This window comes from Cupriavidus sp. FW305-F7 (assembly GCF_058782875.1).
Map to the genome: position 1 here is coordinate 1 of NZ_JBYSYC010000017.1, position 26,447 is coordinate 26,447.

Below are 26,447 nucleotides of genomic sequence, written 5' to 3' on the forward strand. Positions count from 1 at the left end.
ACCCGATGATCGCCAAGCTGATCGTCTGGGGCAAGGACCGCGACGAGGCGCTGGCGCGCATGCGCCAGGCGCTGGCGTCGTATCACGTGGTGGGGCTGTCGACCAACGTGGCCTTCCTGCAGCGGCTGGTGTCGTCGCAGGCGTTCCGCACCGCCGATCTCGATACCGGGCTGATCGAGCGCAACGAAGCCACGCTGTTCCCGCCTGCCGCCCCGGTCGGCCTGGAAGTCATTGCGCTGGCGGTGGCCGCGCTGCTCGACCGCGAGACGCGCGAGCGCCGCATCGACGCCGCCGACCAGCATTCGCCGTGGACCCATGGCGGCGCGTGGCGGCTGAACGGCGGCGTGTCGCGCACGCTGCGCTTCGGCTATGGCGAGCAGGTGCTGGAGGTGACGCTGAACACCGATGCACGCGGCAGCACGCTGATCTACGCAAACCAGGTTGTGTCCTTCGCCTGCAACTGCCAGGGAGATGAGATCCGCGTCGACCTCGGTACGCGCCACGCGCACGGCCAAGTGCATGCCGACGGCGAGGTGTTTCATGCCTTCCATGCCGGTCGTCACGTAAGCCTGACCTGGCTCGACCCCCTGGCGCACGCTGGCGAGGCTGAAAGCGAAGACGGCAAGCTGACCGCGCCGATGCCCGGCAAGGTCATTGCCGTGATGGTCGAGGCGGGCAGCATCGTGACGCGCGGGGCCCCGCTGCTGGTGATGGAGGCAATGAAGATGGAGCACACCATCAGCGCGCCGGCTGATGGTGTGGTCAGTGAAGTGCTCTATGGGGTTGGCGAGCAAGTGGCTGAAGGGTCGCAGCTCCTCGCGTTTGAAGCCTGATATCGTGGGGAGATTTCCGGCAATGCAACCAGACAAAGTCAAGATCGTGGAAGTCGGTCCACGCGATGGCCTGCAGAACGAGAAGGCGTTAGTGCCGACCGAGATCAAGGTCGCATTGATCGACCAGCTGACCGACGCAGGCTTCACCAATATCGAGGCAGCATCATTTGTGTCGCCGAAGTGGGTGCCCCAGATGGCCGACGGCGCGGAAGTGATGGCGCGTATCAGACGGCGCCCTGGCACGCTTTACTCCGCACTCACCCCCAACATCAAGGGCCTGGACGCGGCACTGGCTGCCGGCGCCGATGAGGTCGTCATCTTCGGCGCTGCCAGTGAAGCGTTCTCGCAGAAGAACATCAATTGCTCGATCGCCGAGTCGATGGCCCGCTTTGAGCCTGTCGCGGCTGCAGCGAAGGAGAGAGGTATACGCCTGCGTGCCAGCGTGTCTTGCTCGCTGGGCTGTCCCTATCAACGGGACGTGCCGGTCGGAGCGGTTGTTGATCTGGTGCGGCGCATGCGCGAGCTGGGCTGCGACGAGATCGATATTGCCGATACGATCGGCGTGGGTACACCTGACAAGGTTCAGGAAGTCATGCGAGCGGCTTCGACGGAGTTTCCATTAGAGCGGCTGTCGGGACACTTCCACGACACCTATGGCCACGCCCTCTCCAATGTCCGGGCCAGCCTTGAGGTGGGCATTCGCATCTTCCATTCGTCCGTGGCCGGGCTTGGCGGTTGCCCTTATGCCAAGGGCGCCACCGGAAATGTCGCTACCGAAGCGCTTCTCCGGATGATGCAGAACCTGGGCGTCGAAACCGGGATCGATGCCGGCAAGGTAGCGCAGATCGGGGAGTTCATTTCCAGGGCCGTCGGCAACCGTGGCGCAAGAAGCACGCTGTCAGCGAACCAGGCGAGCTAGTACTCGTTTCAGGCAACAAATACGTGGGTTCGGGCAAGCGAGGCCGCACCCATGTCGTCAGCCGCACGTCACACCAGCTATTCTATCGTGGCCGATAGTCCCCGAAGGACCCGATTTCACTCCCACTCCATCATCAACAGGTCGTCCGAAGCCGCGTGGGTAATCAGTGTGCCTCGGATGCGCTGAACCGTCGCCTGTAGTAACCCGGGCTGGTTCCAAGCCGAGTCCGGAAATGATTGCGCAATGTGGCTGCAGCACCAAAGCCGACTTGCACCGCGATTTCATCCACGGACAAATCGGTCTCTTCAAGCAACGTCCTGGCCCGGCCCAGGCGCTCGGTAAGCAGCCATTCCCCTGGCGGCATCCCCATCGTACTGACAAAGTGCCGCTGAAAGGTTCGGGCACTCATCGCCGTTTGCCTTGCCATTCTGACAATCGACCAGCCCTCGTCCAATGTGGCGCGCACCGCGTCCACCAAGGGTGCCAGCGAAGAGCCGCTACGCTTTGAGACCGGCTCGTCGATATATTGGGCCTGCCCGCCTTCGCGGTGGGGTGGCATGACCAGTCGGCGCGCGACCTGATTGGCTGCGCGCGGGCCAAGGTCCCGGCGAATCAGGTGGAGGCACAAGTCGATTCCCGCCGCACTGCCGGCAGACGTGAGGACATCGCCGGCATCGACGTAGAGCACGTCCGCTTCCACGTGGACGTCCGGATATCGCGCCGCGAGTGCTGCGGCATGGCGCCAGTGCGTAGTCGCACGCTTTCCGTCGAGCAGCCCCGCTGCCGCCAGGACAAAGGCGCCCGTGCAGATTGACATGACGCGCGCCCCGCGTTTGTTCGCCTTCCTCAACGCGCGGCAAAGTTCCGGCGGGACGTCCGCTTCGATACCGCGCCACCCCGGAATGATGATGGTCTTCGCTTTGGCCAGGAGTTCGAGGCCACCGTCAGCGTGTACCTGGATGCCACCCGAGCCGCGCAACCTCCCCGATTCGGCGGAACAGGTCGTGAAGCGGTACCAGCTGTCGCCCATTTCAGGTCTTGGCAGACCGAACACTTCAACGGCGCAGCCATACTCAAAGAGGCTCAGGCCGTCATACACGACGACGGCAACCAGTCCTGCATTGACAGACGACTGTGATTTGGTCTTTGGCACGATATGGACGGAAATGGGCATTGATGCCACCAGCGATTGATTTTGCCCCATCTGCTCTGCGTCTAGCAAGACCCTCCCCCATGTCTGTTGCGTGTGCTGCGATCCTGCTCGCCGCCACTCGCATCAAGTTGGCACGATCCTTACGCAAATTGTCGTTCGTGCCACTGGTGGGGTCTATTTGCACTGCTTATCCTGTGGTCGGTGGTTCGCGATACGGCAAGCGACGCGCGTCCGCCAGCAATTTCAACCCGCAGAGAGAGTGAAAGTGAAAGACAAACTATTCATGCTTCGCCCCGGCTTTTTTTCAGGCTCGGAAGGTCCGTTCTATTGTGGAGATTCCGTTGCCGTTGAAGGCCTGCTCGGCTTCTTCCCGCAGTTGCGCAATGAAGTGGATGTCGAATACATCGATGCGCCCCGCCCTCGCATGGCAATTGTCGAACTGATCGGCGAGGCGAACCAGTCCGCCCCCGTCCTGGTGCTCGGCGACGGGCGCGCGCCGGTCGATGACGGTGTGGAGATTCACGTGAGCGGCCAGACGCGTTTTATCGATTCGCCCGACCATATCCGTCGATACCTGTCGTCGCAGTACGGTGTGGCGCATCCCGCCTCCTGACCACAGGCCAACCCGGCTCATGCGTGAAGAGGCCTTCCATGCAGCCCCGCGCGCCGATCGCAACCATTGCGATTGGCGGCATCGCCTGCCGCAACTTTGGCGGTGCCCATGCGTGGCGGGCCTCGACTTCGAACCTGCTCAGTAATCGCTTCCGGCAATCGCCTGAAGTCTCTTGAATAAGCTATGGATTCTCCAATGTCTTCGCCCAAGCACGCCAAGGTCCTGATTCTCGGTTCCGGCCCTGCCGGCTATACCGCCGCCGTCTATGCAGCGCGCGCCAACTTGTCGCCGGTGCTCGTCACGGGCCTGGCGCAAGGCGGCCAGTTGATGACCACGACCGATGTCGAAAACTGGCCGGCGGATGCAACGGGGGTGCAGGGCCCAGAGCTGATGCAGCGCTTTCTCGACCACGCGGAGCGCTTCAACACCGAGATCCTGTTCGACCACATCCACACGGCAAAGCTCGACGGGAAGCCGATTCGCCTGATCGGAGAATCCGGCGAGTACACCTGCGACGCGCTGATCATCGCGACAGGCGCGTCCGCACAGTATCTCGGTCTGCCGTCCGAGGAATCCTTCATGGGCCGCGGCGTGTCCGCTTGCGCGACCTGCGACGGCTTCTTCTACCAGCAGCAGCATGTAGCCGTGGTTGGCGGCGGCAATACGGCGGTCGAGGAAGCGCTGTATCTGGCTGGCATCGCGAAAAAGGTCACGGTGATCCACCGCCGCGACAAGTTCCGCGCCGAGCCGATCCTGGTCGACCGTCTGCTCGAGAAGGCGAAGCAAGGTGTTGTCGAGATCAAATGGAACCACGTGCTCGACGAAGTGAATGGCGACGAGGCCGGCGTGACCGGCCTGCGCATCAGGCATGCGCAAACCGGCGAGACCACCGAACTCGCACTGCAAGGCGTTTTCATCGCCATCGGCCACAAGCCGAACACCGATCTCTTCAGAGGCCAGCTCGAGATGACGAATGGCTACATCGTCACCAACGGCGGCCTTTCGGGCAACGCCACGGGTACGAGTGTGCCGGGCGTGTTCGCGGCAGGCGACGTGCAGGACCACATCTATCGGCAGGCGATCACCAGCGCCGGCACGGGCTGCATGGCCGCGCTCGATGCGCAGCGATACCTGGAAAGTACGCCGGAGCCTGAATTTCTACATTGCACTATCCCAGTAGAAAATTTTTCTAATTAGAAGCGAGATGGTGGGTACCTTTGGAAGCCTTTTGCAGAGATCGAACACTATGATTTCTCTCACAAACAGCGCGAAGCCGGCTTTCCAATCCAGGATCGGACGATGCGCAATACCGGATTACGCCCCCACCATGAGAACAATATTCCGGCTCTTCCAAGAGCACCCGGCATCGGTTGGCGAGAGCTATCTGCAGCATATGTCGTCGTCGTTTTCATTTGGCGCGTCGATGCTGTTCGCATCGATGGCGGCGCTCGTGCACGGCATGCTGCCTTTTCTCTTCGTCGCCACAGGCAGCAACACGATCTCTCGGCTGCATGAGCGCATGGTCACCCATCGCAACCGCGTGGCGTCGCGTCACCGATAAACAAGCCCCCCCTTCGACAACAACATGACAAGCTCACTAGCGTCTTCCCTGCTACGCCAGGTCCCCTATATGGGCGTGATTCACGTCGTTCACGAAGCCGTCAAGCTCGGCTTCCGCAACGGTCATCCCGACTGGTGCAACCTCGGCCAGGGGCAGCCTGAAATCGGGCCCATGGCAGGCGCGCCGGAACGGCTGGCCTCACTGCAGTTCGACGTGGCCGATTGCGCCTACGGGCCGGTCGGCGGCATCGATGCGCTGCGTCAGGCGGTCGCGGACGATTACAACCGTCGCTATCGTCGCGGCAAGGCATCGCAGTACACGAAGGACAATGTCGCGATTGCGTCCGGCGGGCGGCTTGCGCTGTCGCGCCTGCTCGCCACCCTGGGCGAAATTCGTCTGGGCCACGTCGTGCCCGACTACACCGCCTACGAAGATCTGATCGCTTACCACCGCCATCGCTTCACGCCGGTCACGCTGCCCGTGGGGCCCGAAGACGGCTTTGCCATCCCGGCGCAGGCGCTCGAGGAACTGATCGCAAGGGAAGAGCTGGACGCGCTGCTGTGGAGCAATCCCAACAACCCCACCGGGGCCGTGGTACGTGGTGAAGCACTGGCACAGTATGTGGCGGCGGCGCGCAACACGGGCTGCTGGATGCTGCTCGACGAGTTCTATTCTCACTTCGTGTTCGAAGATGGCCATGCCCCCGCTGACAAGCCGGTATCTGCCGCCGAGTTCGTCGAGGACGTGGAAACGGACCCGGTCGTCATCGTCGACGGCTTGACGAAGAATCATCGTTACCCCGGACTGCGCGTCGGCTGGGTGGTGGGGCCGACCGAGGTGATCGACATGATCAGCCGTGCCGCAAGCGCCATCGACGGCGGCCCGCCGACGATCGTGCAACGGCTTGCCGTGCAAGCGCTGCAACACGACCGCGCGGATCAGGAAACGTCCGCATTGCGGAAGATGTTCGCCAGGAAGCGCCGCATCATGCTGGACGCGCTGACCAACATGGGTGTCGAGATCCCATGCCCTGGCAACGGCACGTTCTATCTCTGGGGCCGCGTACATCGGCTGCCCGCGCCGCTGAACACCGCGGACACCTTCTTTACGGAGGGTCTCAAGCGCAAGGTCATGACCGTGCCCGGCAGGTTCTTCGACGTCAATCCGGGCAACCGGCGCGCGACCGAGTACATCGACGCAAGCTGGGTGCGCTTCTCGTTCGGCCCGCCCGAGCCCAATCTCCGCATGGGACTGGAGCGACTGGGTGACATGGTCAACAGCGCCATGCGAGGGTAATCCGGATGTCCCCCGATACCTACCTCTCGCACGGCGTGATCGATCCGGACGATTTCGGCGGCGTCGTCAATCCGCCGGTTTTCCATGCGTCGACCGTGACGTTTCGCAATCTCGACGACATGGAAGCGCGCGGGCGTGCCATGTCGGGCGCCGACACGGATGTCATGTGGTACGGCCGCAAAGGCACGCCGACCACTTTCGCCTTGCAGAACGCCCTGGCGCGGCTCGAAGGCGGGCACCGTTCGCTGTTGGTGTCGTCCGGCCTGGCGGCGTGTACGAGCGCCATCATGGCATTCGTCAAAGCCGGCGATCACATCCTGGTGAGCGACAGCGTCTATGGTCCGACGCGCCACTACGTCGAAACGGTACTGGCCCGCTGCAACGTGTCAGCGACGTTCTACGACCCCACGCTTGGGTCCGACATCGCGGCCTTGTTCCGTCCGACCACGACGCTCGTGTTCGCAGAGTCACCGGGTTCGCAGACGTTCGAAATGCAGGACATTCCTGCCATTGCGAAGGTCGCACACCGGCATGGCGCGGTCGTCGTCATCGACAACACGTGGGCCACGCCCTTGTTCTTCAAGCCATTTGAACACGGCGTGGACGTCTCCGTGCATGCGGGGACGAAATACATCGTTGGGCATTCGGACGCCTTGATGGGTGTGATCACGACCAACCGTGAGTCATGGAGCACCGTGCGCGACTATGTCTTCGCCACTGGCCAGCACGCGGGCCCGGACGACGTCTATCTCGCGCAGCGGGGCTTGCGCACGATGGCCGTGCGCCTTGAGCGGCATCAGCGTAGCGGACTGGCAATTGCCGATTGGCTCGCGGGCCGCCCGGAGGTGGCCCAGGTGTTGCACCCCGGGCTCACTGGTGCGCCGGGCCACGCCCTTTGGCGTCGGGATTTCACGGGGGCTTCAGGATTGTTCAGCGTCGTACTCAAGCCCGGATATGGGCGTGAGGCGTTCCGTGCCTTCATCGACGACCTGAAGCTGTTCCGCCTGGGCTTTTCCTGGGGCGGATTCGAGAGTCTGGTGATGCCCTTCGATCCCAGGGAGGAGCGCCCCGCAGCCGCCTGGCCGTATGCCGGCCAGGCATTTCGATTGCACGTGGGCCTTGAGGCCAAGGAGGATCTGATCGCCGATCTGGAAGCCGCGTTCCGCAGACTTGCCGTGCAGTAGCGTTGCCCTTCAAAAAAAAATACCTATTCCTACATTGGAGACAAGACATGAAATCCCTGAAGTTGCTGTTGCAAAGCGCGTGCATCGCGACCCTCCTGAATCTCACGGCGCCCGCCGTGCACGCTGAAGATCTGCTGGATTCGGTCAAAGTCAGCGGTGTCCTGAAAGTCGGCATGGAGGGCACTTACCCACCCTTTGGCTATCGCAATGGCGACGGTCAGCTCGACGGCTTTGACGTGGCCGTAGCCAAAGCCGTGGCCGACAAGATGGGGCTCAAGGTCCAGTTCGTCACCACCGAGTGGAGTGGCATCATTGCCGGCCTGCAAGCCGGCAAGTTCGACGTCATCGTCAACCAGGTGGGCATCACGCCGGCGCGCCGCCAGGCTCTGGATTTTACCCAGCCATACGTCTATTCCGCGGTCCAGGTACTTCAGCGCAACAATGACAAGCGCGAGTTCAATTCGCTTGAGGAGCTGAAGGGAAAATCCGTCGGCGTCACGCTGGGCAGCAACTATGCCGAACTGGCGAAATCCGTGCCGGGTATCCTGGTGCAGACCTATCCGGGTACGTCGGAAAACCTGCGTGACCTGGCTGCCGGGCGCATCGATGCCGCCCTCAATGACCGCCTGATGCTGCCATACCTGATCAAGAACTCCAAGATGCCGCTACGCACGGGCGCGCTGCTTGCAGGCACGAAGCTTGAGATGGGCATCCCGTTCCGCAAGGGCAATCCCAAGTTTGCCAAGGCCATTGACGACGCACTGAACGCGTTGCAGCAGGAGGGCACGTTGCGCAAGCTGTCCATCCAGTGGTTGGGTACCGACGCCAGCAGACCCGTCGCCCAGTAATCGCTGCCACGCCGGCCGGCTCCTGCCATCGCTGCAGGCATCGGCCTGGCCGGCCACGCGGCCACTTCTACGGATCGAATCATGGAATCTCTTGATCTAGTTATTCATGCATCGCCGGTACTCCTGCACGGAGCGGTGATCACCGTGAAATTTGCCCTGGCGTCGATGGTGTTCGGCCTGCTGGTCGGGATCGTGGTCGCCATCATGGGTATCAGCACAAGTCCGATCCTCGGCGGCATTGCCCGCACCTATGTCAGTGTCATGCGCGGCACGCCGCTGCTGGTGCAGATGTTCGTCGTCTACTATGGCCTGCCAGACCTCGGCATTTCCCTGGACCCCACCAGCGCCGGCATTCTTACCCTCACGGCCAATGCCGGCGCGTACCTGTCGGAAAGCATGCGCGGCGCGATTCTCGGTATCGGCAGAGGGCAATGGAGCGCCGCGCATAGCCTCGGGCTGAGCCATCTGCAGACGCTGCGTTACATCGTCTGCCCGCAGGCCTTGCGGCTCGCCGTGCCAAGCCTCGGCAACACGCTCATCAGCCTGATCAAGGATACGTCGCTGGTGTCAGTCATCACCGTGACCGAGTTGCTCAGGTCGTCCCAGGAAATCATCGCATCAACGTTCCAGCCGCTTCCCTTGTATCTGTCGGTAGCAGCGATCTACTGGCTGTTCAGCACCGGATTGTCATGGGCACAGCGTCGCCTCGAGGCGCGTCTGACACTGCCTGTGACGCGTTGATCCAACGGGTCGGAAACCCGAAGAAAGCAATCTGCAAGTAGGAGACAAAACGATGATCGCGCTCGAAGGCGTATCGAAGTGGTACGGTCAGTTCAAGGTGCTTGATGCGTGCAGCACCCAGGTAGAAAAAGGCGAGGTCGTGGTCATCTGCGGCCCTTCCGGATCAGGAAAATCCACGCTGATCAAAACCGTCAACGGCCTCGAGCCGTTTCAGCAGGGCCGGATCAGTGTGGACGGGGTGATGGTCGGCGATCCGAAGATCAAGCTCGCCCAGTTGCGTGCGCGGGTTGGCATGGTGTTTCAGCATTTCGAGCTGTTCCCGCATCTGTCCATTCTCGACAACCTGTCTCTGGCCCAGGTCAAAGTGTTGAAACGCCGCAATGAGGAAGCACAGGAGAACGGCATGCGCCTGCTCGAGCGCGTCGGCCTGAAAGCGCATGCGCGGAAATACCCCGGGCAGCTTTCGGGCGGGCAGCAACAGCGCGTTGCCATTGCACGCGCGCTGTCGATGGATCCGATCGCCATGCTGTTCGACGAACCGACATCGGCGCTCGATCCCGAAATGATCAATGAGGTGCTGGACGTCATGGTCGAACTGGCGCGCGAGGGCATGACGATGATCTGCGTCACCCATGAAATGGGGTTCGCGAAGAAGGTCGCCAGCCGCGTAATTTTCATGGATGGCGGCGCCATCGTCGAGGATGCCGGCAAGGACGCCTTCTTCGGCGACCCGAAATCGGCCCGCGCTAAGGAATTCCTCGCAAAGATCCTGCATTGACTCACACCCGCTTGCATGAAGGCGGGGGCGGTCGGGGGCGATCAAGGTCCCCGCTGACAACGACCGCCGCCGCCCCGTCCTGGTCCACCTCCCCCAAAGTTGAAATCATGAAGATCTCGGATCGCCTTGCCGCTTTCTCCCGCCTCGATCTGGTCGGCGCGGCCACGCCCCTGCAAAAGCTTGACCGCCTGTCCGGGATGGTCGGGCGCGATATCTACGTCAAGCGGGATGACACCACACCACTTGCGTTTGGCGGAAACAAACTGCGCAAGCTTGAGTTCCTGGCGGCTGACGCCTTGCGCCAGGGCGCCGATACGCTGGTAACGGCCGGAGCCATACAGTCGAATCATGTCCGGCAGACGGCCGCGCTGGCGGCCCGTCTTGGGCTACGCTGCAGCGCGTTGCTGGAAAACCCGACCGGCACGGCAGACGGCGACTACCTGCACAGCGGCAACCGCCTGCTGCTCGATTTGTTCGACGCACAGGCCGAGCCGGTTACCAGTCTCGACAACGCCGACGCACAGTTGCAGGCCCTTGCGGAACGGCTGCGTGGCGAGGGGCACAAGCCGTATGTCATCCCGATCGGCGGGTCCAATCCGCTGGGGGCATTGGGGTATGTACGTGCCGGGCTGGAGCTGGCGCAGCAAGCCGAGGCGATGGGTCTTGCGTTCTCGGCGGTCGTGCTGGCGTCCGGCAGTGCCGGAACCCATGGCGGGCTTGCGTTGGCGCTCGCACACGCGATGCCGGATACACCGGTCGTCGGTGTTACCGTGTCGCGCAGCGTCGCCGCGCAAGTTCCGAAGGTGGCTGGGCTGATTGAAGGGACTGCCGCACTGCTCGATGTCGAGGTGCCGGCAGGGCTGAAGGTCGAGCTGTGGGACGAGTACTTCGCACCTCGCTATGGTGAGCCCAACCAGGCGGGGCTGGAGGCCATCCGCATCCTGGCAGGTACCGAAGGTGTGTTGCTCGATCCCGTCTATACGGGGAAGGCGATGGCTGGCTTGCTCGATGGCGTCGCGCGCGGGCGTTTTGCTTCGGCTGGCCCGGTGTTGTTCCTGCATACCGGTGGTGCGCCGGCGTTGTTTGCGTATCGCAATGCAATCAACACAGGCCCGAGGGACTGAAGCGGGGACGGAGGGGGAGTCGACACCACCGCCCAGCCCCGCCGCGGCAACGCGAAGCGCGGAGCCAAGAGACAAGGCGCCTCGAGGGCGCCCTATATGCTTGATGAAAAGCGAACTACAACGTCACTCCCACTCCATCATCAATAGGCCCCTTAAACCCGCGTAGGTAAAGGGATTGGCTGTGATCAACTTGGGGCCTTACCGTCGCTTTTACCGTCAAGCGCGCAGAGCATTTGCTGGCACGGGAGATGGAACGATTTGCGGGGCGACGACTCTGGCGACACCATTGTCAATCAGCTCAAACGATACAGGAAGTCCAGCGCCCTGTCCGCGCTCCGCCGACCAATAGGTTCACTCACGCTGGTCTTACCAGCGTCTCGATTGCGGTGACCGTTTTCCCCAACCGCAAGGCTGGGCCGTTCTCATACTGAGTCGCCCTCCTCCAGCCGAACGTCCAGCCCTAGTTCTTGCGTCAGCGTTTCGACGCTCGGCAGGCTCTCTTGAAGTTCAATGGGGAGTTCCGCAACGAACTGGTACTGGGCTACGCCTATCGGATTCCCCATGCCGCGCAGCGCGTACTCGACCACCAGCCGGTTATGCTCCTGGCACAACAGCAGCCCGATGGTGGGATGGTCGGCCTCGGTTTTCATCAGGGCATCAACCGCCGACAGGTAGAAACTGATCTGACCTGCATACTCGGGCTTAAAGGCACCTGTCTTCAGTTCAATGACGATATAGCAGCGGAGCTTGAGGTGATAGAACAGCAAATCAAGGTAGAAGTCATCGCCACCCACTTCGAGGTGAACCTGTCGGCCGACATAGGCGAAGCCGGCCCCGAGCTCGAGTAGGAAACGAGTTATGTGTTCCACCGGCGCTGCCTCCAAGTCCCGCTCCGTCGCGTCGGCACGCAAGCTCAAAAAATCGAAGACGTAAGGATCCTTGAGTGTGGCCCGCGCCAAATCAGACTGCGGCGAAGGCAGTTGGGCGGCAAAGTTGTTTGGCGCCTGCGCCGCCCGGTCGATCAGGCGGGTGTCAATCTGCGCCAGTAGTACCGCGCGGGACCAGCCGTGCGCGAGTGCCTGCCGCGCGTACCACTGCCGCTGCTCCTCCGATTTGAGCTTTTGCAGCAGCACCTGGTTGTGCCCCCAAGGCAATTGTCCAACAAGCTGTTGGACAATTGCTGCATCCGGCCACGCCTCGGCGAAGGCGCGCATTGCCATCAGGTTGGAGCGCGACAGTCCGCTCATTTGGGGAAATGCTTGCCGCAAATCCTGCGCCAAACGCTCTATACTTTGGCACCCCAGCCCTGTCTCGCCTGCCGCTCAAGAATTTCCTTGCCAATATCCCAGTACAGCGCGACCAAGGCTTGGTTGACCGCCACCGCCGCGCGTTGCTGGGCGCGCCCGATGCGAGATTTTAGCGAAGTGAGCCAATCGGCGTAGTCGGGAGGCAGCGGTAACGAAGCCATGGCAGCAGAGGCGGAGAAGACGCAATGGGGGCAGTATAGAGCACCCGTTCAGGGCCGCTACGAAATCATCACGAAGAATACGCCGCTTACGAAACTTGCTATCAGATTGCCCTGGCAGCTTCGCAGGCTACCGGCAGAATCGAACCCCGGTCATGCCATTTCTGCATAATCATGCACTGCGCCGCGACACCCCATGAAATCTTGGCATCGAACGTGTTGCAGGTGCGGCCGATTCCCTAGACTCCGGCAGCAGTGCTAAAACCAACTTACGCGAGGAGCGTAACCATGACTGCCGGACTCTTCAGAACCGAACATGACCTCCTGGGTGACCGTGAAGTCCCTGTCCAGGCCTACTACGGCGTACATACGTTGCGCGCCGTCGAGAATTTCCCTATCACAGGCACCCCGATCTCCATCTACCCAGAGCTGATCAAGGCGCTGGCTGCGATCAAGCAGGCCGCGGCGCAGGCCAACCATGAGCTGGGCCTGCTCGACAAGGCGCGCTGCGACGCGATCGTCGGCGCCTGCCAGGAGTTGATTGCCGGGAAGCTGCACGACCAGTTTGTCGTCGATGTCATTCAGGGCGGCGCCGGCACCTCGACCAACATGAACGCCAATGAGGTGATCGCCAACCGCGCGCTCGAACTGCTCGGCCATCAGAAGGGCGAGTACCAGCACCTGCACCCGAACGAGCACGTCAACATCGGCCAGAGCACCAACGATGTCTACCCGAGCGCGCTGAAGGTCGCTACGTGGTTCGGTATCGCCGGTCTTGTCGACGCCATGGCGGTGCTGCGACGGGCCTTCGAGGCGAAGGCCGACGAGTTCGCTCACATCATCAAGATGGGCCGCACTCAGCTGCAGGATGCCGTGCCGATGACGCTCGGCCAGGAATTCAGCACCTACGCCGTGATGCTCGGAGAAGACGAGGCGCGCCTGCGCGAAGCCGCGATGCTGATCTGCGAGATCAACCTTGGGGCCACCGCAATCGGCACCGGCATCACCGCGCATCCGTCGTATGCGCCCGTGGTGCTGCGGCGCCTGCGCGAGATCACAGGCATTCCGCTGGAAACCGCACCCAATCTGATCGAGGCCACGCAGGACTGCGGCTCGTTCGTGCAGCTCTCCGGTGTGTTGAAGCGCGTTGCCGTGAAGCTATCGAAGACATGTAACGATTTGCGGCTGCTATCCAGCGGCCCGCGCGCTGGCCTGGGGGAGATCAACCTGCCGCCGATGCAGGCCGGCTCCAGCATCATGCCCGGCAAGGTTAATCCGGTGATCCCCGAAGTCGTGAATCAGATCGCCTTCGAAGTCATCGGCAATGACGTCACCGTCAGCTTTGCGGCCGAGGCCGGCCAGCTCCAGCTCAATGCGTTCGAGCCGATCATCGCGCACAGCCTGTTCAAGAGCGTCAGCCATCTGCGCAACGGCTGCCTGACGCTCGCCGAGCGCTGCGTCAAAGGCATCACCGCGAATGCCGACCGGCTGCGCGCCACTGTCGAGAACTCGATCGGCATCGTGACGGCGCTCAACCCCTACATCGGCTATGCCAACGCAACCGCCGTTGCGCAGGAAGCGCACGCAACAGGCGGCAGCGTCTATGAAATCGTCTTGCGTAAGGGCCTGCTGTCGAAAGAGGAACTTGACCGCATCCTGCGCCCCGAGACGCTGACCCAGCCGGTGCCGCTGGACTTGCATGGGAAGTCGTTTGTCCGATGACATGAAGCCACGCAGGAGCGGCACCGGATCGGCTGGAACAGTAAGCCGTAGGGCGCGCGAGCATGCCAAGCCATGGCCTTTGCACACGGATATCGCCCGCACGTATGGCTCAGCGCAGCATACGCGGCTGCTATGCGGCGGGGCGCTAGCCGGCGGCATAGCATCGCGTATGCCAGATGGCGTTCAGCGCACACCCGCTACTCCTCAATCCGTATCCTTGCCGCCTTGACAGCCGCGCCCCATCGTTGATCCTCAGCCTGGACAAATTCACCGAACTTCTTGGGGTTAATCGTGATTGGCGTATAAGCCATGTCGGCGAGGCGCGCACGGAACTCTGGCTGGGACGTGGCGCGAGTCACCTGCGCCTGGATGACATCAACAACCACTTGCGGCGTATTTGGCGGAGCGAGCACGCCAAATCAGGTGTCAGCGTCGATTGCATAGCCACTTTCGGTGAGCGTAGGAACCTCCTTGATTGACGGGAAGCGCTCAGGAGATCCCAGTGCATAGAGCCACAGTTTGGCCTTGTTGGCGACCACCAAAGGTGTGGGAATGAATGCCACCCATGACAGCCGTCATGACGGGTGCCGCGCCGCCGAACGGCACTTCGAGCATTTTGTTGATGTGCGCCTTGGTCTTGAGCAATTCCATGCCCATTTGCGCCATGCTCCCCGGTCCCCAATGACCACAGGAAAGTGAGCTGGTTTTTGCCTTCGCGACGATGTCCTGGACAGTCCTGGTCTCGGCATCCGGACGACTCCCCAGAACGAAGCCCATCTTGGCTACGGGAGCAACGGGGCCGGAAGCCATTGGGCTGAAACTGGACGACCTTCTTGTGAATATACGGTGCGACTGAAATAGAGTCGGCGGCCGCAAACAGCAACGTGTATCCATCCGGCGGCGATGCATGAGTGACATTGGCACCAATCACGCCGTTGGGACCCCGCCGGTTCTCCACCACGATGGGTTGATACCAATGCGTGCCACGACAAGGCGGGCGAGTACATCCGTTCCCCCGCCTGGCGCATACTGCACGACCAGCCGAATCGGTTTAGTGGGCGTCCGCCCCGGTTGAGCGTTTGCCGGATTGGCCGCCCACATTGCGGCAAACAGCATTGCAGCGGCGCCCACAAGGCGAACGCCTCCCTTGGCGCTTCCAACAGCGCCGCACTGATACTGATATGACTTCCGTTGTCAATCGGATTGGTTCGGTTTCTGGTCAGTGCTCGGGCTGCCCGGCAATGGCGGCATCGCCCACATCGCGCATGAAATGCTGTCGCGCCAGCTTGGCTTAAAGGTCAACTACATCCCGTATGCCGGCGGTGCGCCGGCTACCGTGGACCTGCTCGGCGGCCATATCGACGCCACGCTGATCACGCTGGCAGCGGTGACCGACTATGTACGCGCCGGCAAGCTTATCCGCGCTCGCGGTCACGACACCTTATCGCTCCAAAGCACTGCCGCAGGTTCCCAAGCTTGCCGAAGCCGGCGCCACGGGCTTTGCCGTGGAGAGTTGGCAAGGACTGCTCGCGCATGCGGCAACTCCGGCTGCTGTGGTCGAGCGCATCAGCCGCGATGTCGCGGCGGTGCTGCACGCACCCGCCACCCGCGGCCAGTTGGAAGACGCTGGCTATGTCGTAGTCGCCTCGTCGGCGCAGGAGCTGGATGCAACGCTGGCGCGCGACCTGCCCCGTTACGCCTCGGTGATCGCCGCATCGGGCATCGCGCTGCGCTGATAACCACTGGAACCCAAATGACTGACATGACCCATGCCATCGACGCCGCCACGCTGCGCGGCTGGCTCAACGACGGGCAGCCGCTAGCCCTGTTCGACGTTCGCGAGCACGGCCAGTACGGCGAAGGCCATCCGTTCTTCGCCGTGCCCCTGCCCTACAGCCGCCTTGAGCTTGAAGTCGGCCAGCTGGCACCGCGCCGTGCGGAACGCATCGTGCTGTTCGACGATGGCGACGTGGAAAATCCCGTGGCGTCGCACGCAGCGCGGCGCCTCGCCGATCTTGGCTACCTGAACGTGACAGTGCTCGACGGCGGCGCACCCGCCTGGGCTGCCGCCGGCTATACCTTGTTCAAGGGAGTCAACGTACCCTCCAAGACGTTTGGCGAGCTGGTCGAGCACATCCAGCACACGCCCCGCCTGAGCGCCGACGACCTTGTAGCGCGCCGTGCCGCCGGAGAGAGCTTCGTGCTGGTGGATGGCCGCTCCGAGGAAGAACACCGCAAGATGACCGTCCCGGGCGCGCTGAGCTGCCCCAACGGCGACCTTGCGCTGCGGCTGCCCGCGCTGCTGCCCAATCCGAACACGCCCGTGGTGGTGCATTGCGCCGGGCGCACGCGCAGCATCATCGGCGCCCAGACGCTGCTGAACCTGGGCCTGCCCAATCCGGTACTGGCGCTGGAGAACGGCACGCAGGGCTGGTATCTGGCAGGCCATGCGCTGGAGCATGGCAGCGACCGCTTCACTGTCGCCGTGCCTTCGGCGCCGGTGCTCGCCGCGGCGCGCGAGCGCTCCGTCAGGCTGCTGCAGAGCGCTTTGGCCTGCCCTCGCTGTCGACCGCGCAGGCACAGCAATGGCTGCATGATGCGCACCGCACCACCTACCTCTTCGATATCCGTTCCGCCGACGAATTTGCCCGGCGTACGATCGATGGCGCGGTGCATGCGCCCGGCGGACAGCTGGTGCAGGCAACGGATCGCTATATCGGGGTGCGCGGCAGCCGCGTCATTGTGTTCGACGACGACGGCGTGCGCGCGCCGGTGGTTGCCAGCTGGTTGCACCAGCTTGGCTATGAGACCGCCGTGCTTGCCGATGGCGTGGAGGCCTCGCTGCAGGTTCGCGCGCGACCAAAGGTGGAGGTCACTACCGCCCTGCCCGTGCTCAACGCCGACCTGCTGCAAGCGCTGCACATCGCAGCCCAGTGCCTAGCTATCATCGACCTGCGCGAGAGCTCGGCATCTGAGCGCGGTCATGCATCTGGCGCGGTCTGGTCGATCCGGCCGCGGCTGCTGCAACAACTGCGGGCGCTTGGCGTAGCGCATGCCGATCCTGTGGTTCTGATCGCCAGCGAGCCAGACATGGCAATACTTGCGGGCGGGGATCTGCTTGAGGCGGGCTATCGGCACGTGTACCACACCGACAATGGCTATGCCACCTGGCAATCAGCCGGGCTGCCGCAAGCGGCTGCGCTCGAGCCGCTGCCAGCCAAAGCGCGCATCGATTACCTGTTCTTCGTGCACGACCGCCACGAGGGCAACCGGGACGCAGCCCGCGCCTACCTGGCGTGGGAAACCGGGCTGATCGCGCAGTGCGCGCCGGATGAGCTGGGTGTGTTCCGCATTGCCGCGTCTGGGCGCGACTAGCCCCAACCTGCCGGTCGAGCCGGCGTTCGGGATAGCAGGTCTGTGGAGGGGCTGGCCGGACGCCTACTCTTTCCACGAGACCTACATATTCCCGCGAACACGCATGAAACCTGGCTTCCGAGATTGATCGCTACTGTCACGGCCGGTATTGCCGTAGCAGCAAGATGACGAAATCCCTGCCCCTCACTCCCACTCAATCGTCGCCGGCGGTTTCCCCGACACGTCATACACAACCCGGTTCAGGCCACGTACTTCGTTAATGATCCGGTTCGAGCAACGGCCCAGCAGCGCATACGGCAGATGTGCCCAGTGCGCGGTCATGAAGTCGGTGGTCTGCACCGCGCGCAGCGCGACGACGTAGTCGTAGGTGCGGCCGTCGCCCATCACGCCCACGGACTTGACCGGCAGGAACACGGCGAAGGCCTGGCTAGTCAGGTCGTACCAGCTCTTGCCGACCTGGTCCGGCTCGCACAGACCCGCGGCGGCGTCCTGTTCGGTGGCGATGGTCTTGCGCAATTCTTCGATGAAGATGGCATCGGCGCGGCGCAGCAGGTCGGCGTAGTCGCGCTTGACCTCGCCCAGGATGCGCACGCCCAGGCCCGGGCCCGGAAACGGGTGGCGGTAGACCATTTCCGGCGGCAGGCCCAGAGCCACGCCCAGCTCGCGCACTTCGTCCTTGAACAGGTCGCGCAGCGGCTCCAGCAGCTTCAGGCCCAGCGTCTCCGGCAGGCCGCCGACGTTGTGGTGGCTCTTGATGGTGGTGGCCTTCTTGGTCTTGGTGCCGCCCGACTCCACCACGTCCGGATAGATCGTGCCCTGCGCCAGCCACTTGGCGTTGGTCAGCTTCTTGGCCTCGGCCTGGAACACTTCAACGAACTCGCGGCCAATGATCTTGCGCTTCTGCTCGGGATCGGTCACGCCGGCCAGGTGGCCGAGGAACTGATCGGAAGCATCGATATGCACGACCTTGGCGTGCAGGCGGCCGGCGAACATGTCCATCACCATCTTGCCTTCGTCCAGGCGCAGCAGGCCGTGGTCGACGAACACGCAGGTGAGCTGATCGCCGATGGCGCGGTGGATCAGCGCCGCGGCCACCGACGAGTCGACGCCGCCGGACAGGCCCAGGATGACTTCTTCATCGCCGACCTGCTCGCGGATCTTGGCGACGGCTTCCGCGATATGGTCGTGCATGACCCAGTCAGGCTTGCAGCCAGCGATGCCGAGCACGAAGCGCTCCAGCATCTGACGGCCCTTGGCGGTATGCGTGACCTCGGGGTGGAACTGCACCGCGTAGTAGCCGCGCGCCTCGTCGGCCATGCCGGCGATCGGGCAACTGGGGGTGGAGGCCATCAGCTTGAAGCCCGGCGGCAGGCCGGCAACCTTGTCGCCGTGGCTCATCCAGACCTTGAGCATGCCATGGCCTTCCGGCGTGCGGAAATCCTCGATGTCCTTGAGCAGGTTGGTGTGGCCATGGGCGCGCACCTCGGCGTAGCCGAATTCGCGGTGATCGCTCCACTCGACCTTGCCGCCCAGCTGCACGGCCATAGTCTGCATGCCGTAGCAGATGCCCAGCACCGGCACGCCCAGGTCCCACACGGCCTGCGGCGCGCGCAGCTGGTGGTCTTCATAGGTACTGGCGTGGCTGCCCGACAGGATGATGGCCTTGGGGGCGAACTCGCGGACGAAGTCGTCGGAGACGTCGTTCGGGTGGATCTCGCAATAGACGTGCGCCTCGCGGACGCGGCGGGCGATCAGCTGCGTGACCTGCGAGCCGAAATCAAGAATGAGGATTTTGTCGTGCATGATGGGCCGATGGCGTGTCTTCCGGGATGGGCTCGGCCACGACTTCCGTGCCGGGGCCATAGCCCGGCGGCGGCGTGATGACCGGCTCGCGCCGGAATTCTGGGGTATTCGTTGGGCGCGCCGCGGGGGCGACGCCGGGTTCCTTGCGGACTTCCTTCTTGTTTTCCTGTTCCTGCAGTGCGCGCTCGGCCTTCAGCTGCCTTTCGCGGTTGCGCACGCGCCTGGAAGCGGGAATCTGCACCAGCGCGAAAAACGCCAGCACCACTGCCATCACCGGCAGCCAGATCTTGCCCGCGCCGACCAGCGGCAGTTCCATGAACACCATCCAGGCAATGATCAGCACTGCGCTGGCCAGGTTCACATAGCCGGCCGTGCGCGCCACTGGCACTGTCAGCTGGCCGTTGAATGTTGCCTGCCACAGCAGCACGGCCAGGCCGACCAGTGCCACGCCCAGCAGCTGCCCGAACAGGGCGGGTTGCGGCTGCGGCAACTGCAGCGCCGCATACAGCGTGGTGAACGGGGACATCAACAGCAGGATGCCCAGCATCAAATCCACCAGGGCATCAAAAAACAGCACGGCTCGCAGCAATACCTTCATTGGCGCTCCTCGTCATGGGCCTGGCCGATGGTGCGGCCGGCTGGTGTGGCCCACCTTCAGGCAACACCGGCGTGGCGAGCGGCCGGGCCGGATGGCATTCCGGTCAGGCGAAGGCGCCGCCCGCGGCAATGCGCCCTCGCCCCGACGATCTTGCGGCCGCGCACCGCCGCGAGGCGACGGGCGCAGCCGCTGCGCGTCAGTCGATATGGTAGTTCGGCGCTTCCTTGGTGATCTGCACGTCGTGCACGTGCGATTCACGCATGCCGGCTGCCGTGATCTGGACGAACTGGGCGCTCTCGTGCCAGTCGGCAATCGACTTGCCGCCGCAATAGCCCATCGAGGCACGCACGCCGCCGGTCAGCTGGTGGATGATCGCCATCACCGAGCCCTTATAAGGCACGCGGCCCTCAATGCCTTCGGGGACCAGCTTGTCGACGTTGGCGGTGTTGTCTTCCTGGAAGTAGCGGTCTGCCGCGCCATCCTTCATCGCACCCACCGAACCCATGCCACGGTAGCTCTTGAACGAACGGCCCTGGAACAGGAACGTTTCGCCCGGTGCTTCCTCGGTACCCGAGAACATGCCGCCCATCATCACGGTGTGGGCGCCGGCCGCCAGGGCCTTGGCCACATCGCCGGAGTAGCGCACGCCGCCGTCAGCGATCAGCGGCACGCCGGTGCCCTTGAGGGCTTCGGCCACGTTGGAAACCGCCGTGATCTGGGGCACGCCCACGCCGGCAACGATACGCGTGGTGCAGATCGAACCCGGGCCGATGCCGACCTTGACGCCGTCGGCGCCATGCTCGACCAGCGCACGCGCGGCATCGCCGGTGGCGATATTGCCGCCAACCACCTGCACCTGCGGGAAGTTCTGCTTGACCCAGCGGACGCGGTCCAGCACGCCCTGGCTATGACCGTGCGCCGTATCCACCACAATCACGTCGACGCCGGCCTTGACCAGCAGTTCGACGCGCTCGTCGTTGTCCGGGCCCACGCCGACCGCGGCGCCTACGCGCAGCTGGCCGTGGTCGTCCTTGCTGGCCAGCGGATTGTCCACGGCCTTCTGGATGTCCTTCACCGTGATCAGGCCGCGCAGCTCGAAGGCCTGGTTAACCACCAGCACGCGCTCAAGGCGGTGGCGGTTCATCAGGCGCTTGGCTTCTTCCAGCGTCGCGCCTTCGGCCACGGTCACCAGCTTTTCGCGGGGCGTCATCTTGGCGCGCACCGGGGCGTCGAGCTCTTCCTCGAAGCGCAGGTCGCGGTTGGTGATGATGCCGACCACGGCCTTGCCTTCCAGCACCGGGAAGCCGGAAATGCCATGTTGCTGCGACAGCGCGATCACATCGCGGACCTTCATGTCCGGCGAAATGGTGATCGGATCACGCAGCACGCCCGACTCATAGCGCTTGACGCGCGCAACTTCGCGGGCCTGGTCGGCGGGCTTCAGGTTCTTGTGGACGATGCCGATACCGCCGGCCTGCGCCATGGAAATCGCCAGGCGGGCTTCCGTCACTGTGTCCATCGCCGCGGATACCAGCGGGATGTTCAGTTCAATGGAGCGGGTCAGGCTGGTGCGGAGGGAGACATCCCGGGGAAGGACGGCCGAATAGGCCGGTACGAGCAGCACGTCATCGAATGTGAGTGCTTTCTGGACAAGACGCATAGCAAATCCTCTAGGCGCAAAACCGAATTATACAGGAATGCGCGCTTTGCTGATGCACTGCAACGGGCTTTCCTGCGGGCTTTCCTGCAAGCGGTCTGCTATGCTCGTCGGTTTTTACTCGGGCGAACCGAAGCATGGGAATCGGCGTATTGTGCGGGCTGCTGGCAGGCGCCTTCTGGGGCATGGTCTTTATCGCCCCCAAGCTGCTGCCCGTGTTCTCGCCGTGGGAGCTGGCCATCGGCCGCTACCTGGCCTATGGGCTGGTCGCCTTCGTGGCCGCGCTGCCGCTGATGAAGCGCATCGCGCGCAAGCTGACCCGGGCGGACTGCGTGGCGCTGCTGCGCCAGGCCTTCACCGGCAACCTGCTCTACTACGTGCTGCTGGCCTTCGGCGTGCAGCTCGCCGGGGTGGGCCCCACCTCCCTGATCATCGGCATCCTGCCGATCTCGGTCACCATCATGGGCCGGCGCGACCACGGCGCCGTGCCACTGTCGCGGCTGATGTGGCCGCTGCTGGTGGTGGTGGCCGGCATCGCATGCATCAACATTGACCTGTTCGGCGGCGGCCAGAGCGCCCACGCGGCGGCGGCCGGTGCGGCAGTCCGGCCAGTCTGGCAGAAACTGGCCGGCGTTTGCTGCGCAGCCGGCGCGCTGGTCTGCTGGACGCTCTACGCGGTCGATAACGCACGCTACCTGCAGCGCAACCCGCAATACAGCGGTAATGAATGGTCGGCGCTGTACGGGTTGTCGACCGGCGCGGTGTCGGCGGTGCTCGCCGTGATCGGCTGGCTGCTGGCGGGCGACACGCTGACCGCGGGCGACAGCGGCCGTGACTGGCAGTGGTTCTGGATGGTCAATGCCGCGGTGGCGTTGGGCGCGTCGCTGATCGGCAACAACCTGTGGAATATTGCCAGCCGGCGCCTGCCGCTGACGCTGTCGGGCCAGATGATCGTGTTCGAGACGCTGTTCGCGCTGGCCTACGGCTTTGTCTTCGATCACCGCTGGCCGCGGCCGCTGGAAATCGCCGCCATTGTGCTGCTGATGGTCGGCGTGGCCTGGTCGGTGCGCTTGCACGCCACCGACAAGTCTGCGTAGACTAGCGAACGATGGCGCGGGGATCACACACGCCACGAACAACAGCTTTACCAGGGTCAAACCGGCGCTACGCACCTGATACCAGGCGGGCGCCAAGCCATCGCCGCGGCTGTCCTGCCGCGACATCGCCATGCGCGCAGCCGGCGGCCCAGCACGATTCCAGCCGCACCAGTTACTTCCGAGTCACTTTAAGACGCCTCGCCATGAAACGATCGTCCGCGCTGTGCCTGCTTGCCGCCGCCACTCTCGCCGTTCCCGTCCAGGCCCTTGCCTACTGGCAATGGCGCGACGCCAACGGCCGCATGGTCTACAGCGACGTGCCGCCGTCGGCGGCGGCAGCCAAGGTGCTGCGTGCGCCGGGCCGCTTTGCCGGCGAGTTCCAGCCGGTGGAGGCCGCCAATGCCACGGCGCCCGCCCCTGCTGCCCCCGCTCCGGCCAAAGCCGCGGCCAAGCCCGCCGCGGCCCCGGCGCCGACGCCCGAAGAAGCCTTCCAGAAGCGCCGCGAGGCCAGCCTGAAAGCCGCCACCGTAGAGGCCCGCAGGGAAAGCGAGGCGGCTGAGCGCGAGGCCCGCTGCGCCCAGCTGCGCAGCTACGCCAACGGCCTGCAGCAAGGCATGCGCGCCGCGGTGGCGGGTCCGGACGGCTCGCTGCAGCACCTGAACAGCGACCAGCGCCAGGCCGAAATGCTCAAGACCAACGCCAGCCTCGAAAAGAACTGCAGCTGAAGTCAAAGAAAAACGGGGCGCATCGGCCCCGTTTGCATGCGTGGCAGGCTCGGCTCAACCGCTGCCGCGCAACCACTTCTGGCCTTCGCGCGTGCCGCCCGCGCGCTGCTTCTGCACCCGCTTGCGGCGTGCCTGCTTGGGATCGGCGGTCAAGGGCCGGTAAACCTCCACGCGGTCGCCTTCGCGCACCACCGTCTCCGGCGTCTTGAGCTTGCCGAAGATGCCCACCCGCATGGTCGACGGGTCCACCTCCGGACAGGCCTGCTGCAGCCCGGAGCCGACGATCGCCGCGGCAATCGTGGTGCCGGCCGGCACGTCGATCTCCTTCAGGAAGACGGTATCGGGCCGCGCATAGCAGACCGCGATATGCACCGTCCCCGCGCCAGCGTCAGTTGGCGACATATACCACCTCGGCCCGCTTGACGAAGGCGTCGACAAAGGTATTGGCAATCATGCTGAAGACCGGGCCGATGATTTTTTCCAGCAGCAGGCTGGAAAACTCATAGTGCAGGTGGAATTCGATCTTGCAGGCGTCTTCGCGCAGTGGCGTAAAGCGCCACGCGCCGTTGAAGGTCTTGAACGGCCCGTCGGCAAAGGTCATGTCGATGCGGGTGGGGCGTTCCTGCGTATTGCGGGTGTGGAAGAACTGCTGGATCCCTTTGAAGTGGATATGGATCTTGGCGTCGAGCATAGTATCGGTCTGCTCGAACACCTCCACGCCACCGCACCATGGAAGGAACTTGGGATAGTCCTCCACGCGCGTGACCAGGTCGTACATCTGCGCGGCGGAGTAGCCGAGCAGCACGGATTTATGGACGTCTGCCATGTAGTGGGCAATCTGGCTTCCGGCCATGCCGTGCGCAACGCGCGGCAGCATGAACCGGTACCGGGGCTGGTTTGCTAAAATGCCAATTTTAGCCGACGCTGGCGCATGGCGGCACCTCGCCATGCGGCACTGCAGCGATCCGACCGGATTCCACTCATTGTTCCCCCACCCGCACGCATGACCATCGCAGACAACAAAAAGGCCTTTTTCGACTACTTCATCGAAGAGCGATATGAGGCCGGGATCGTGCTGGAAGGCTGGGAAGTCAAGGCGATCCGCGCCAACCGCGTGCAGATCAAGGAAGGCTACGTGGTGGTGCGCGACGCCGAGATGTTCCTGATCGGCGCCCATATCAGCCCGCTGCAAAGCGCCTCCACCCACGTCAATCCCGACCCGGTGCGCACCCGCAAGCTGCTGCTCAAGGCCGACGAGATCAAGAAGCTGATCGGCAAGGTCGAGCAGCGCGGCTACACGCTGGTCCCGCTGAACCTGCACTACACGCGCGGCCGCGTCAAATGCGAGATCGGCCTGGCCAAGGGCAAGAAGCAGTTCGACAAGCGCGAGACCGAGAAGCAGCGCGACTGGCAGCGCGAGAAGGCCCGCATCATGAAGGGCGACGCCAAAGACTGAGCCCCGGCGCCGCGCTGCCGCGGCGTGTCCGTCAGTCCCTTCAGGCAGCCTTCTGCTGCCCCTTCACGATCTGCAGGGCGGACGCGATCATGCTGCTCATCTCGCCCAGATTGCCTGGCACGATCAGCGTATTGCCCTGCTTGGCCAGGTTGCCGAACGCAGCCACGTATTCCTCGGCCACCTTCAGGTTGACCGCATCCATGCCACCTTCGGTGCGGATTGCATTGCCGATCTTCTGGATCGCCTGCGCATTGGCCTCGGCCACCGCCAGGATCGCGCTCGCCTCGCCCTGCGCCCTGTTGATGGCGGCCTGCCGCTCGCCCTCTGACTTCTGGATCGCCGCCTCGCGCGCGCCCGTGGCCAGGTTGATCTGCTCCTGGCGCTTGCCTTCCGACGCGGCGATCAGCGCGCGCTTTTCGCGCTCGGCGGTGATCTGCGCCTGCATCGCGTGCAGGATCTCCTTGGGCGGGGTCAGGTCCTTGATCTCGTAGCGCAGCACCTTGACGCCCCAGTTGGCGGCAGCCTCATCCAGCGCGTTGACCACGCTGTGGTTGATGAACTCGCGCTCCTCGAAGGTCTTGTCGAGCTCCAGCTTGCCGATCACCGAGCGCAGCGTGGTCTGCGACAGCTGCGTGATCGCGACCACGAAATTGCTCGATCCATACGATGCCTTCATCGGGTCCGTGACCTGGAAGTACAGCACGCCATCGACCTGCAGCTGCGTGTTGTCCCTGGTGATGCAGACCTGGCTGGGCACGTCCAGCGGGATTTCCTTGAGCACGTGCTTGTACGCGACGCGGTCGACGAACGGCACCACGATCGACAACCCCGGCGTCAGCGTCGCATGGTAGCGGCCGAGGCGCTCGAGCACCCAGGCATGCTGCTGCGGCACGATCTTGATGCCCTTGGCAATCAGCACGATGACGGCAATGAGGATGATCAGCGGCAACAAACCAAGCTGAAATGCGAGCATGTAACGACCCTCCAGACAGAAGACAGCAGTACGGAGCCGCCAGGCGGCGGCAGGCGGATCGCGGCGCAGCAATTGCCGCGCCGCGCAATAAGACAGGGTTTCAGCGGGGAGACACGACCAGGGTGCTGCCGCGCACCGCGACGATGCGGTAGCGGCCTGGCGCGGCGGCACAATCGGGCGCCAGCTCCACGGTCCAGTCAGCGCCGCGGTACGGCACGCGGGCGCGCCCGTTGGCGTCCCAGCCGGGCACGTCGAGCTCCTCGCCGATATCGAGATTGACGTTGGGATCGGCAGCGGCGTTGCCGCGCCGCAGCTTGCCAAAGCGGGTACGGCGCAGCCCGGCGATCAGCACCGCCGCGACCAGCGCGGCCACCAGCGTCTGCGCGGCCGGCGACAACCCCAGCAGGGCTCCCACGCCGCCGGCAGCCAGCCCCACCGCCACCATCAGCAGGTAAAAGGTGCCGGTGTTCAGCTCGATGATCACCAGCGCGACCGCAGCCACGAACCAGATGTAGTACGCCATCCA

General features: G+C 63.7%; 25 protein-coding genes and 4 pseudogenes. 17 read left to right on the top strand and 12 right to left on the bottom strand.

Features of this window, described 5'->3' with window-relative positions:
* A partial coding sequence (locus tag AC3WL8_RS17270) for an acyl-CoA carboxylase biotin carboxyl carrier protein subunit (protein WP_492378489.1) occupies positions 1-833 on the top strand: 833 nt, incomplete at its 5' end.
* Positions 834-855: 22 nt separating this feature from the next.
* Entirely contained in the window at positions 856-1,752 is an 897-nt protein-coding gene (locus AC3WL8_RS17275; RefSeq protein ID WP_153956055.1) for a hydroxymethylglutaryl-CoA lyase, read from the top strand.
* A 163-nt stretch (positions 1,753-1,915) separates the two neighbouring features.
* Here AC3WL8_RS17275 and ftrA read toward each other — a convergent pair whose 3' ends face one another.
* Positions 1,916-2,926, bottom strand: coding sequence for a transcriptional regulator FtrA (gene ftrA / locus AC3WL8_RS17280; RefSeq protein WP_153956069.1), 1,011 nt, complete (start codon positions 2,924-2,926; stop codon positions 1,916-1,918).
* A gap of 244 nt (positions 2,927-3,170) precedes the next feature.
* Between ftrA and AC3WL8_RS17285 the strand changes: the two genes are divergently transcribed.
* The 9 genes from AC3WL8_RS17285 (at position 3,171) to AC3WL8_RS17325 (ending at position 11,050) form a co-directional block, all read left to right on the top strand.
* Complete coding sequence (locus AC3WL8_RS17285; RefSeq protein WP_211982265.1) at positions 3,171-3,518, top strand: DUF3088 domain-containing protein; 348 nt, start codon at positions 3,171-3,173, stop codon at positions 3,516-3,518.
* Positions 3,519-3,713: 195 nt separating this feature from the next.
* The gene (gene trxB / locus AC3WL8_RS17290; protein ID WP_211979779.1) at positions 3,714-4,715 is read left to right on the top strand and encodes a thioredoxin-disulfide reductase; all 1,002 of its coding nucleotides are present in this window, start codon (positions 3,714-3,716) and stop codon (positions 4,713-4,715) included.
* Positions 4,716-4,845: 130 nt separating this feature from the next.
* On the top strand, positions 4,846-5,079 hold the full coding sequence (locus AC3WL8_RS17295; RefSeq protein WP_013956919.1) for a DUF6356 family protein: 234 nt from the start codon (positions 4,846-4,848) through the stop codon (positions 5,077-5,079).
* A gap of 69 nt (positions 5,080-5,148) precedes the next feature.
* The gene (locus AC3WL8_RS17300) at positions 5,149-6,375 is read left to right on the top strand and encodes a pyridoxal phosphate-dependent aminotransferase (RefSeq protein WP_211979780.1); all 1,227 of its coding nucleotides are present in this window, start codon (positions 5,149-5,151) and stop codon (positions 6,373-6,375) included.
* Positions 6,376-6,380: 5 nt separating this feature from the next.
* Positions 6,381-7,559, top strand: a complete 1,179-nt coding sequence (gene metC, locus AC3WL8_RS17305; protein ID WP_013956921.1) for a cystathionine beta-lyase — start codon at positions 6,381-6,383, stop codon at positions 7,557-7,559.
* A gap of 47 nt (positions 7,560-7,606) precedes the next feature.
* A complete protein-coding gene (locus AC3WL8_RS17310) occupies positions 7,607-8,407 on the top strand; it encodes a transporter substrate-binding domain-containing protein (RefSeq protein ID WP_013956922.1) in 801 nt (266 codons plus the stop codon).
* Between the two features lie 81 nt (positions 8,408-8,488).
* Positions 8,489-9,148, top strand: a complete 660-nt coding sequence (locus AC3WL8_RS17315) for an amino acid ABC transporter permease (protein WP_013956923.1) — start codon at positions 8,489-8,491, stop codon at positions 9,146-9,148.
* 52 nt (positions 9,149-9,200) lie between these two features.
* The gene (locus tag AC3WL8_RS17320; protein ID WP_013956924.1) at positions 9,201-9,926 is read left to right on the top strand and encodes an amino acid ABC transporter ATP-binding protein; all 726 of its coding nucleotides are present in this window, start codon (positions 9,201-9,203) and stop codon (positions 9,924-9,926) included.
* 107 nt (positions 9,927-10,033) lie between these two features.
* Positions 10,034-11,050 (top strand): D-cysteine desulfhydrase, encoded by a 1,017-nt coding sequence (locus AC3WL8_RS17325; RefSeq protein WP_153956058.1) that lies wholly within the window; start codon positions 10,034-10,036, stop codon positions 11,048-11,050.
* Between the two features lie 422 nt (positions 11,051-11,472).
* Here the strand turns inward: AC3WL8_RS17325 and AC3WL8_RS17330 are convergent.
* Positions 11,473-12,518, bottom strand: a pseudogene (locus tag AC3WL8_RS17330) (PDDEXK nuclease domain-containing protein).
* A 285-nt stretch (positions 12,519-12,803) separates the two neighbouring features.
* Here AC3WL8_RS17330 and aspA point away from each other — a divergent pair.
* A complete protein-coding gene (gene aspA, locus AC3WL8_RS17335; protein ID WP_013956928.1) occupies positions 12,804-14,237 on the top strand; it encodes an aspartate ammonia-lyase in 1,434 nt (477 codons plus the stop codon).
* Between the two features lie 197 nt (positions 14,238-14,434).
* Here the strand turns inward: aspA and AC3WL8_RS17340 are convergent, their stop codons facing one another.
* The 3 genes and pseudogenes from AC3WL8_RS17340 to AC3WL8_RS17350 all read right to left on the bottom strand — a co-directional run.
* Positions 14,435-14,650 carry a tripartite tricarboxylate transporter substrate-binding protein gene (locus AC3WL8_RS17340; protein ID WP_492378490.1) on the bottom strand — a complete coding sequence of 72 codons (216 nt, stop codon included), beginning with the start codon at positions 14,648-14,650 and terminating at the stop codon, positions 14,435-14,437.
* Between the two features lie 76 nt (positions 14,651-14,726).
* Positions 14,727-15,131: a tripartite tricarboxylate transporter substrate-binding protein gene (locus AC3WL8_RS17345; RefSeq protein ID WP_371827422.1), complete on the bottom strand. Its 405-nt coding sequence runs from the start codon at positions 15,129-15,131 to the stop codon at positions 14,727-14,729.
* Positions 15,076-15,198: pseudogene (locus tag AC3WL8_RS17350) on the bottom strand (Bug family tripartite tricarboxylate transporter substrate binding protein); the annotation flags it as partial. The pseudogene AC3WL8_RS17350 and the gene AC3WL8_RS17345, both read right to left, overlap by 56 nt.
* A gap of 264 nt (positions 15,199-15,462) precedes the next feature.
* On the opposite strand from AC3WL8_RS17350, the pseudogene AC3WL8_RS17355 reads away from it, so the two are divergent.
* Positions 15,463-15,973: pseudogene (locus tag AC3WL8_RS17355) on the top strand (tripartite tricarboxylate transporter substrate-binding protein); the annotation flags it as partial.
* A 17-nt stretch (positions 15,974-15,990) separates the two neighbouring features.
* A pseudogene (locus AC3WL8_RS17360) lies at positions 15,991-17,612 on the top strand (rhodanese-like domain-containing protein).
* A gap of 183 nt (positions 17,613-17,795) precedes the next feature.
* Here AC3WL8_RS17360 and guaA read toward each other — a convergent pair.
* The 3 genes from guaA to guaB all read right to left on the bottom strand — a co-directional run bounded on the left by guaA (position 17,796) and on the right by guaB (position 21,673).
* Positions 17,796-19,415 (bottom strand): glutamine-hydrolyzing GMP synthase, encoded by a 1,620-nt coding sequence (gene guaA / locus AC3WL8_RS17365; RefSeq protein WP_153956061.1) that lies wholly within the window; start codon positions 19,413-19,415, stop codon positions 17,796-17,798.
* Positions 19,390-20,013, bottom strand: coding sequence for a hypothetical protein (locus tag AC3WL8_RS17370; RefSeq protein ID WP_013956936.1), 624 nt, complete (start codon positions 20,011-20,013; stop codon positions 19,390-19,392). The genes guaA and AC3WL8_RS17370 overlap by 26 nt, the downstream gene beginning before the upstream one ends.
* Before the next feature lie 196 nt (positions 20,014-20,209).
* Positions 20,210-21,673 (bottom strand): IMP dehydrogenase, encoded by a 1,464-nt coding sequence (gene guaB, locus AC3WL8_RS17375; protein WP_013956937.1) that lies wholly within the window; start codon positions 21,671-21,673, stop codon positions 20,210-20,212.
* Between the two features lie 134 nt (positions 21,674-21,807).
* On the opposite strand from guaB, the gene AC3WL8_RS17380 reads away from it, so the two are divergent.
* Positions 21,808-22,767, top strand: coding sequence for a DMT family transporter (locus AC3WL8_RS17380; protein ID WP_013956938.1), 960 nt, complete (start codon positions 21,808-21,810; stop codon positions 22,765-22,767).
* A gap of 203 nt (positions 22,768-22,970) precedes the next feature.
* The gene (locus AC3WL8_RS17385; protein WP_013956939.1) at positions 22,971-23,492 is read left to right on the top strand and encodes a DUF4124 domain-containing protein; all 522 of its coding nucleotides are present in this window, start codon (positions 22,971-22,973) and stop codon (positions 23,490-23,492) included.
* A gap of 54 nt (positions 23,493-23,546) precedes the next feature.
* On the opposite strand, the gene AC3WL8_RS17390 is transcribed toward AC3WL8_RS17385, so the two are convergent.
* Both AC3WL8_RS17390 and AC3WL8_RS17395 read right to left on the bottom strand, forming a co-directional pair.
* Complete coding sequence (locus AC3WL8_RS17390) at positions 23,547-23,894, bottom strand: RnfH family protein (protein WP_013956940.1); 348 nt, start codon at positions 23,892-23,894, stop codon at positions 23,547-23,549.
* Complete coding sequence (locus tag AC3WL8_RS17395; RefSeq protein ID WP_010809580.1) at positions 23,881-24,318, bottom strand: type II toxin-antitoxin system RatA family toxin; 438 nt, start codon at positions 24,316-24,318, stop codon at positions 23,881-23,883. Before AC3WL8_RS17395 ends, AC3WL8_RS17390 begins: the two co-directional genes overlap by 14 nt.
* 177 nt (positions 24,319-24,495) lie before the next feature.
* On the opposite strand from AC3WL8_RS17395, the gene smpB reads away from it, so the two are divergent.
* Positions 24,496-24,948 carry an SsrA-binding protein SmpB gene (gene smpB, locus AC3WL8_RS17400; protein ID WP_013956942.1) on the top strand — a complete coding sequence of 151 codons (453 nt, stop codon included), beginning with the start codon at positions 24,496-24,498 and terminating at the stop codon, positions 24,946-24,948.
* A gap of 40 nt (positions 24,949-24,988) precedes the next feature.
* On the opposite strand, the gene AC3WL8_RS17405 is transcribed toward smpB, so the two are convergent.
* Entirely contained in the window at positions 24,989-25,921 is a 933-nt protein-coding gene (locus AC3WL8_RS17405; protein ID WP_013956943.1) for an SPFH domain-containing protein, read from the bottom strand.
* A gap of 100 nt (positions 25,922-26,021) precedes the next feature.
* Positions 26,022-26,444 carry an NfeD family protein gene (locus AC3WL8_RS17410; protein ID WP_013956944.1) on the bottom strand — a complete coding sequence of 141 codons (423 nt, stop codon included), beginning with the start codon at positions 26,442-26,444 and terminating at the stop codon, positions 26,022-26,024.
* Between the last annotated feature and the right edge of the window lie 3 nt (positions 26,445-26,447).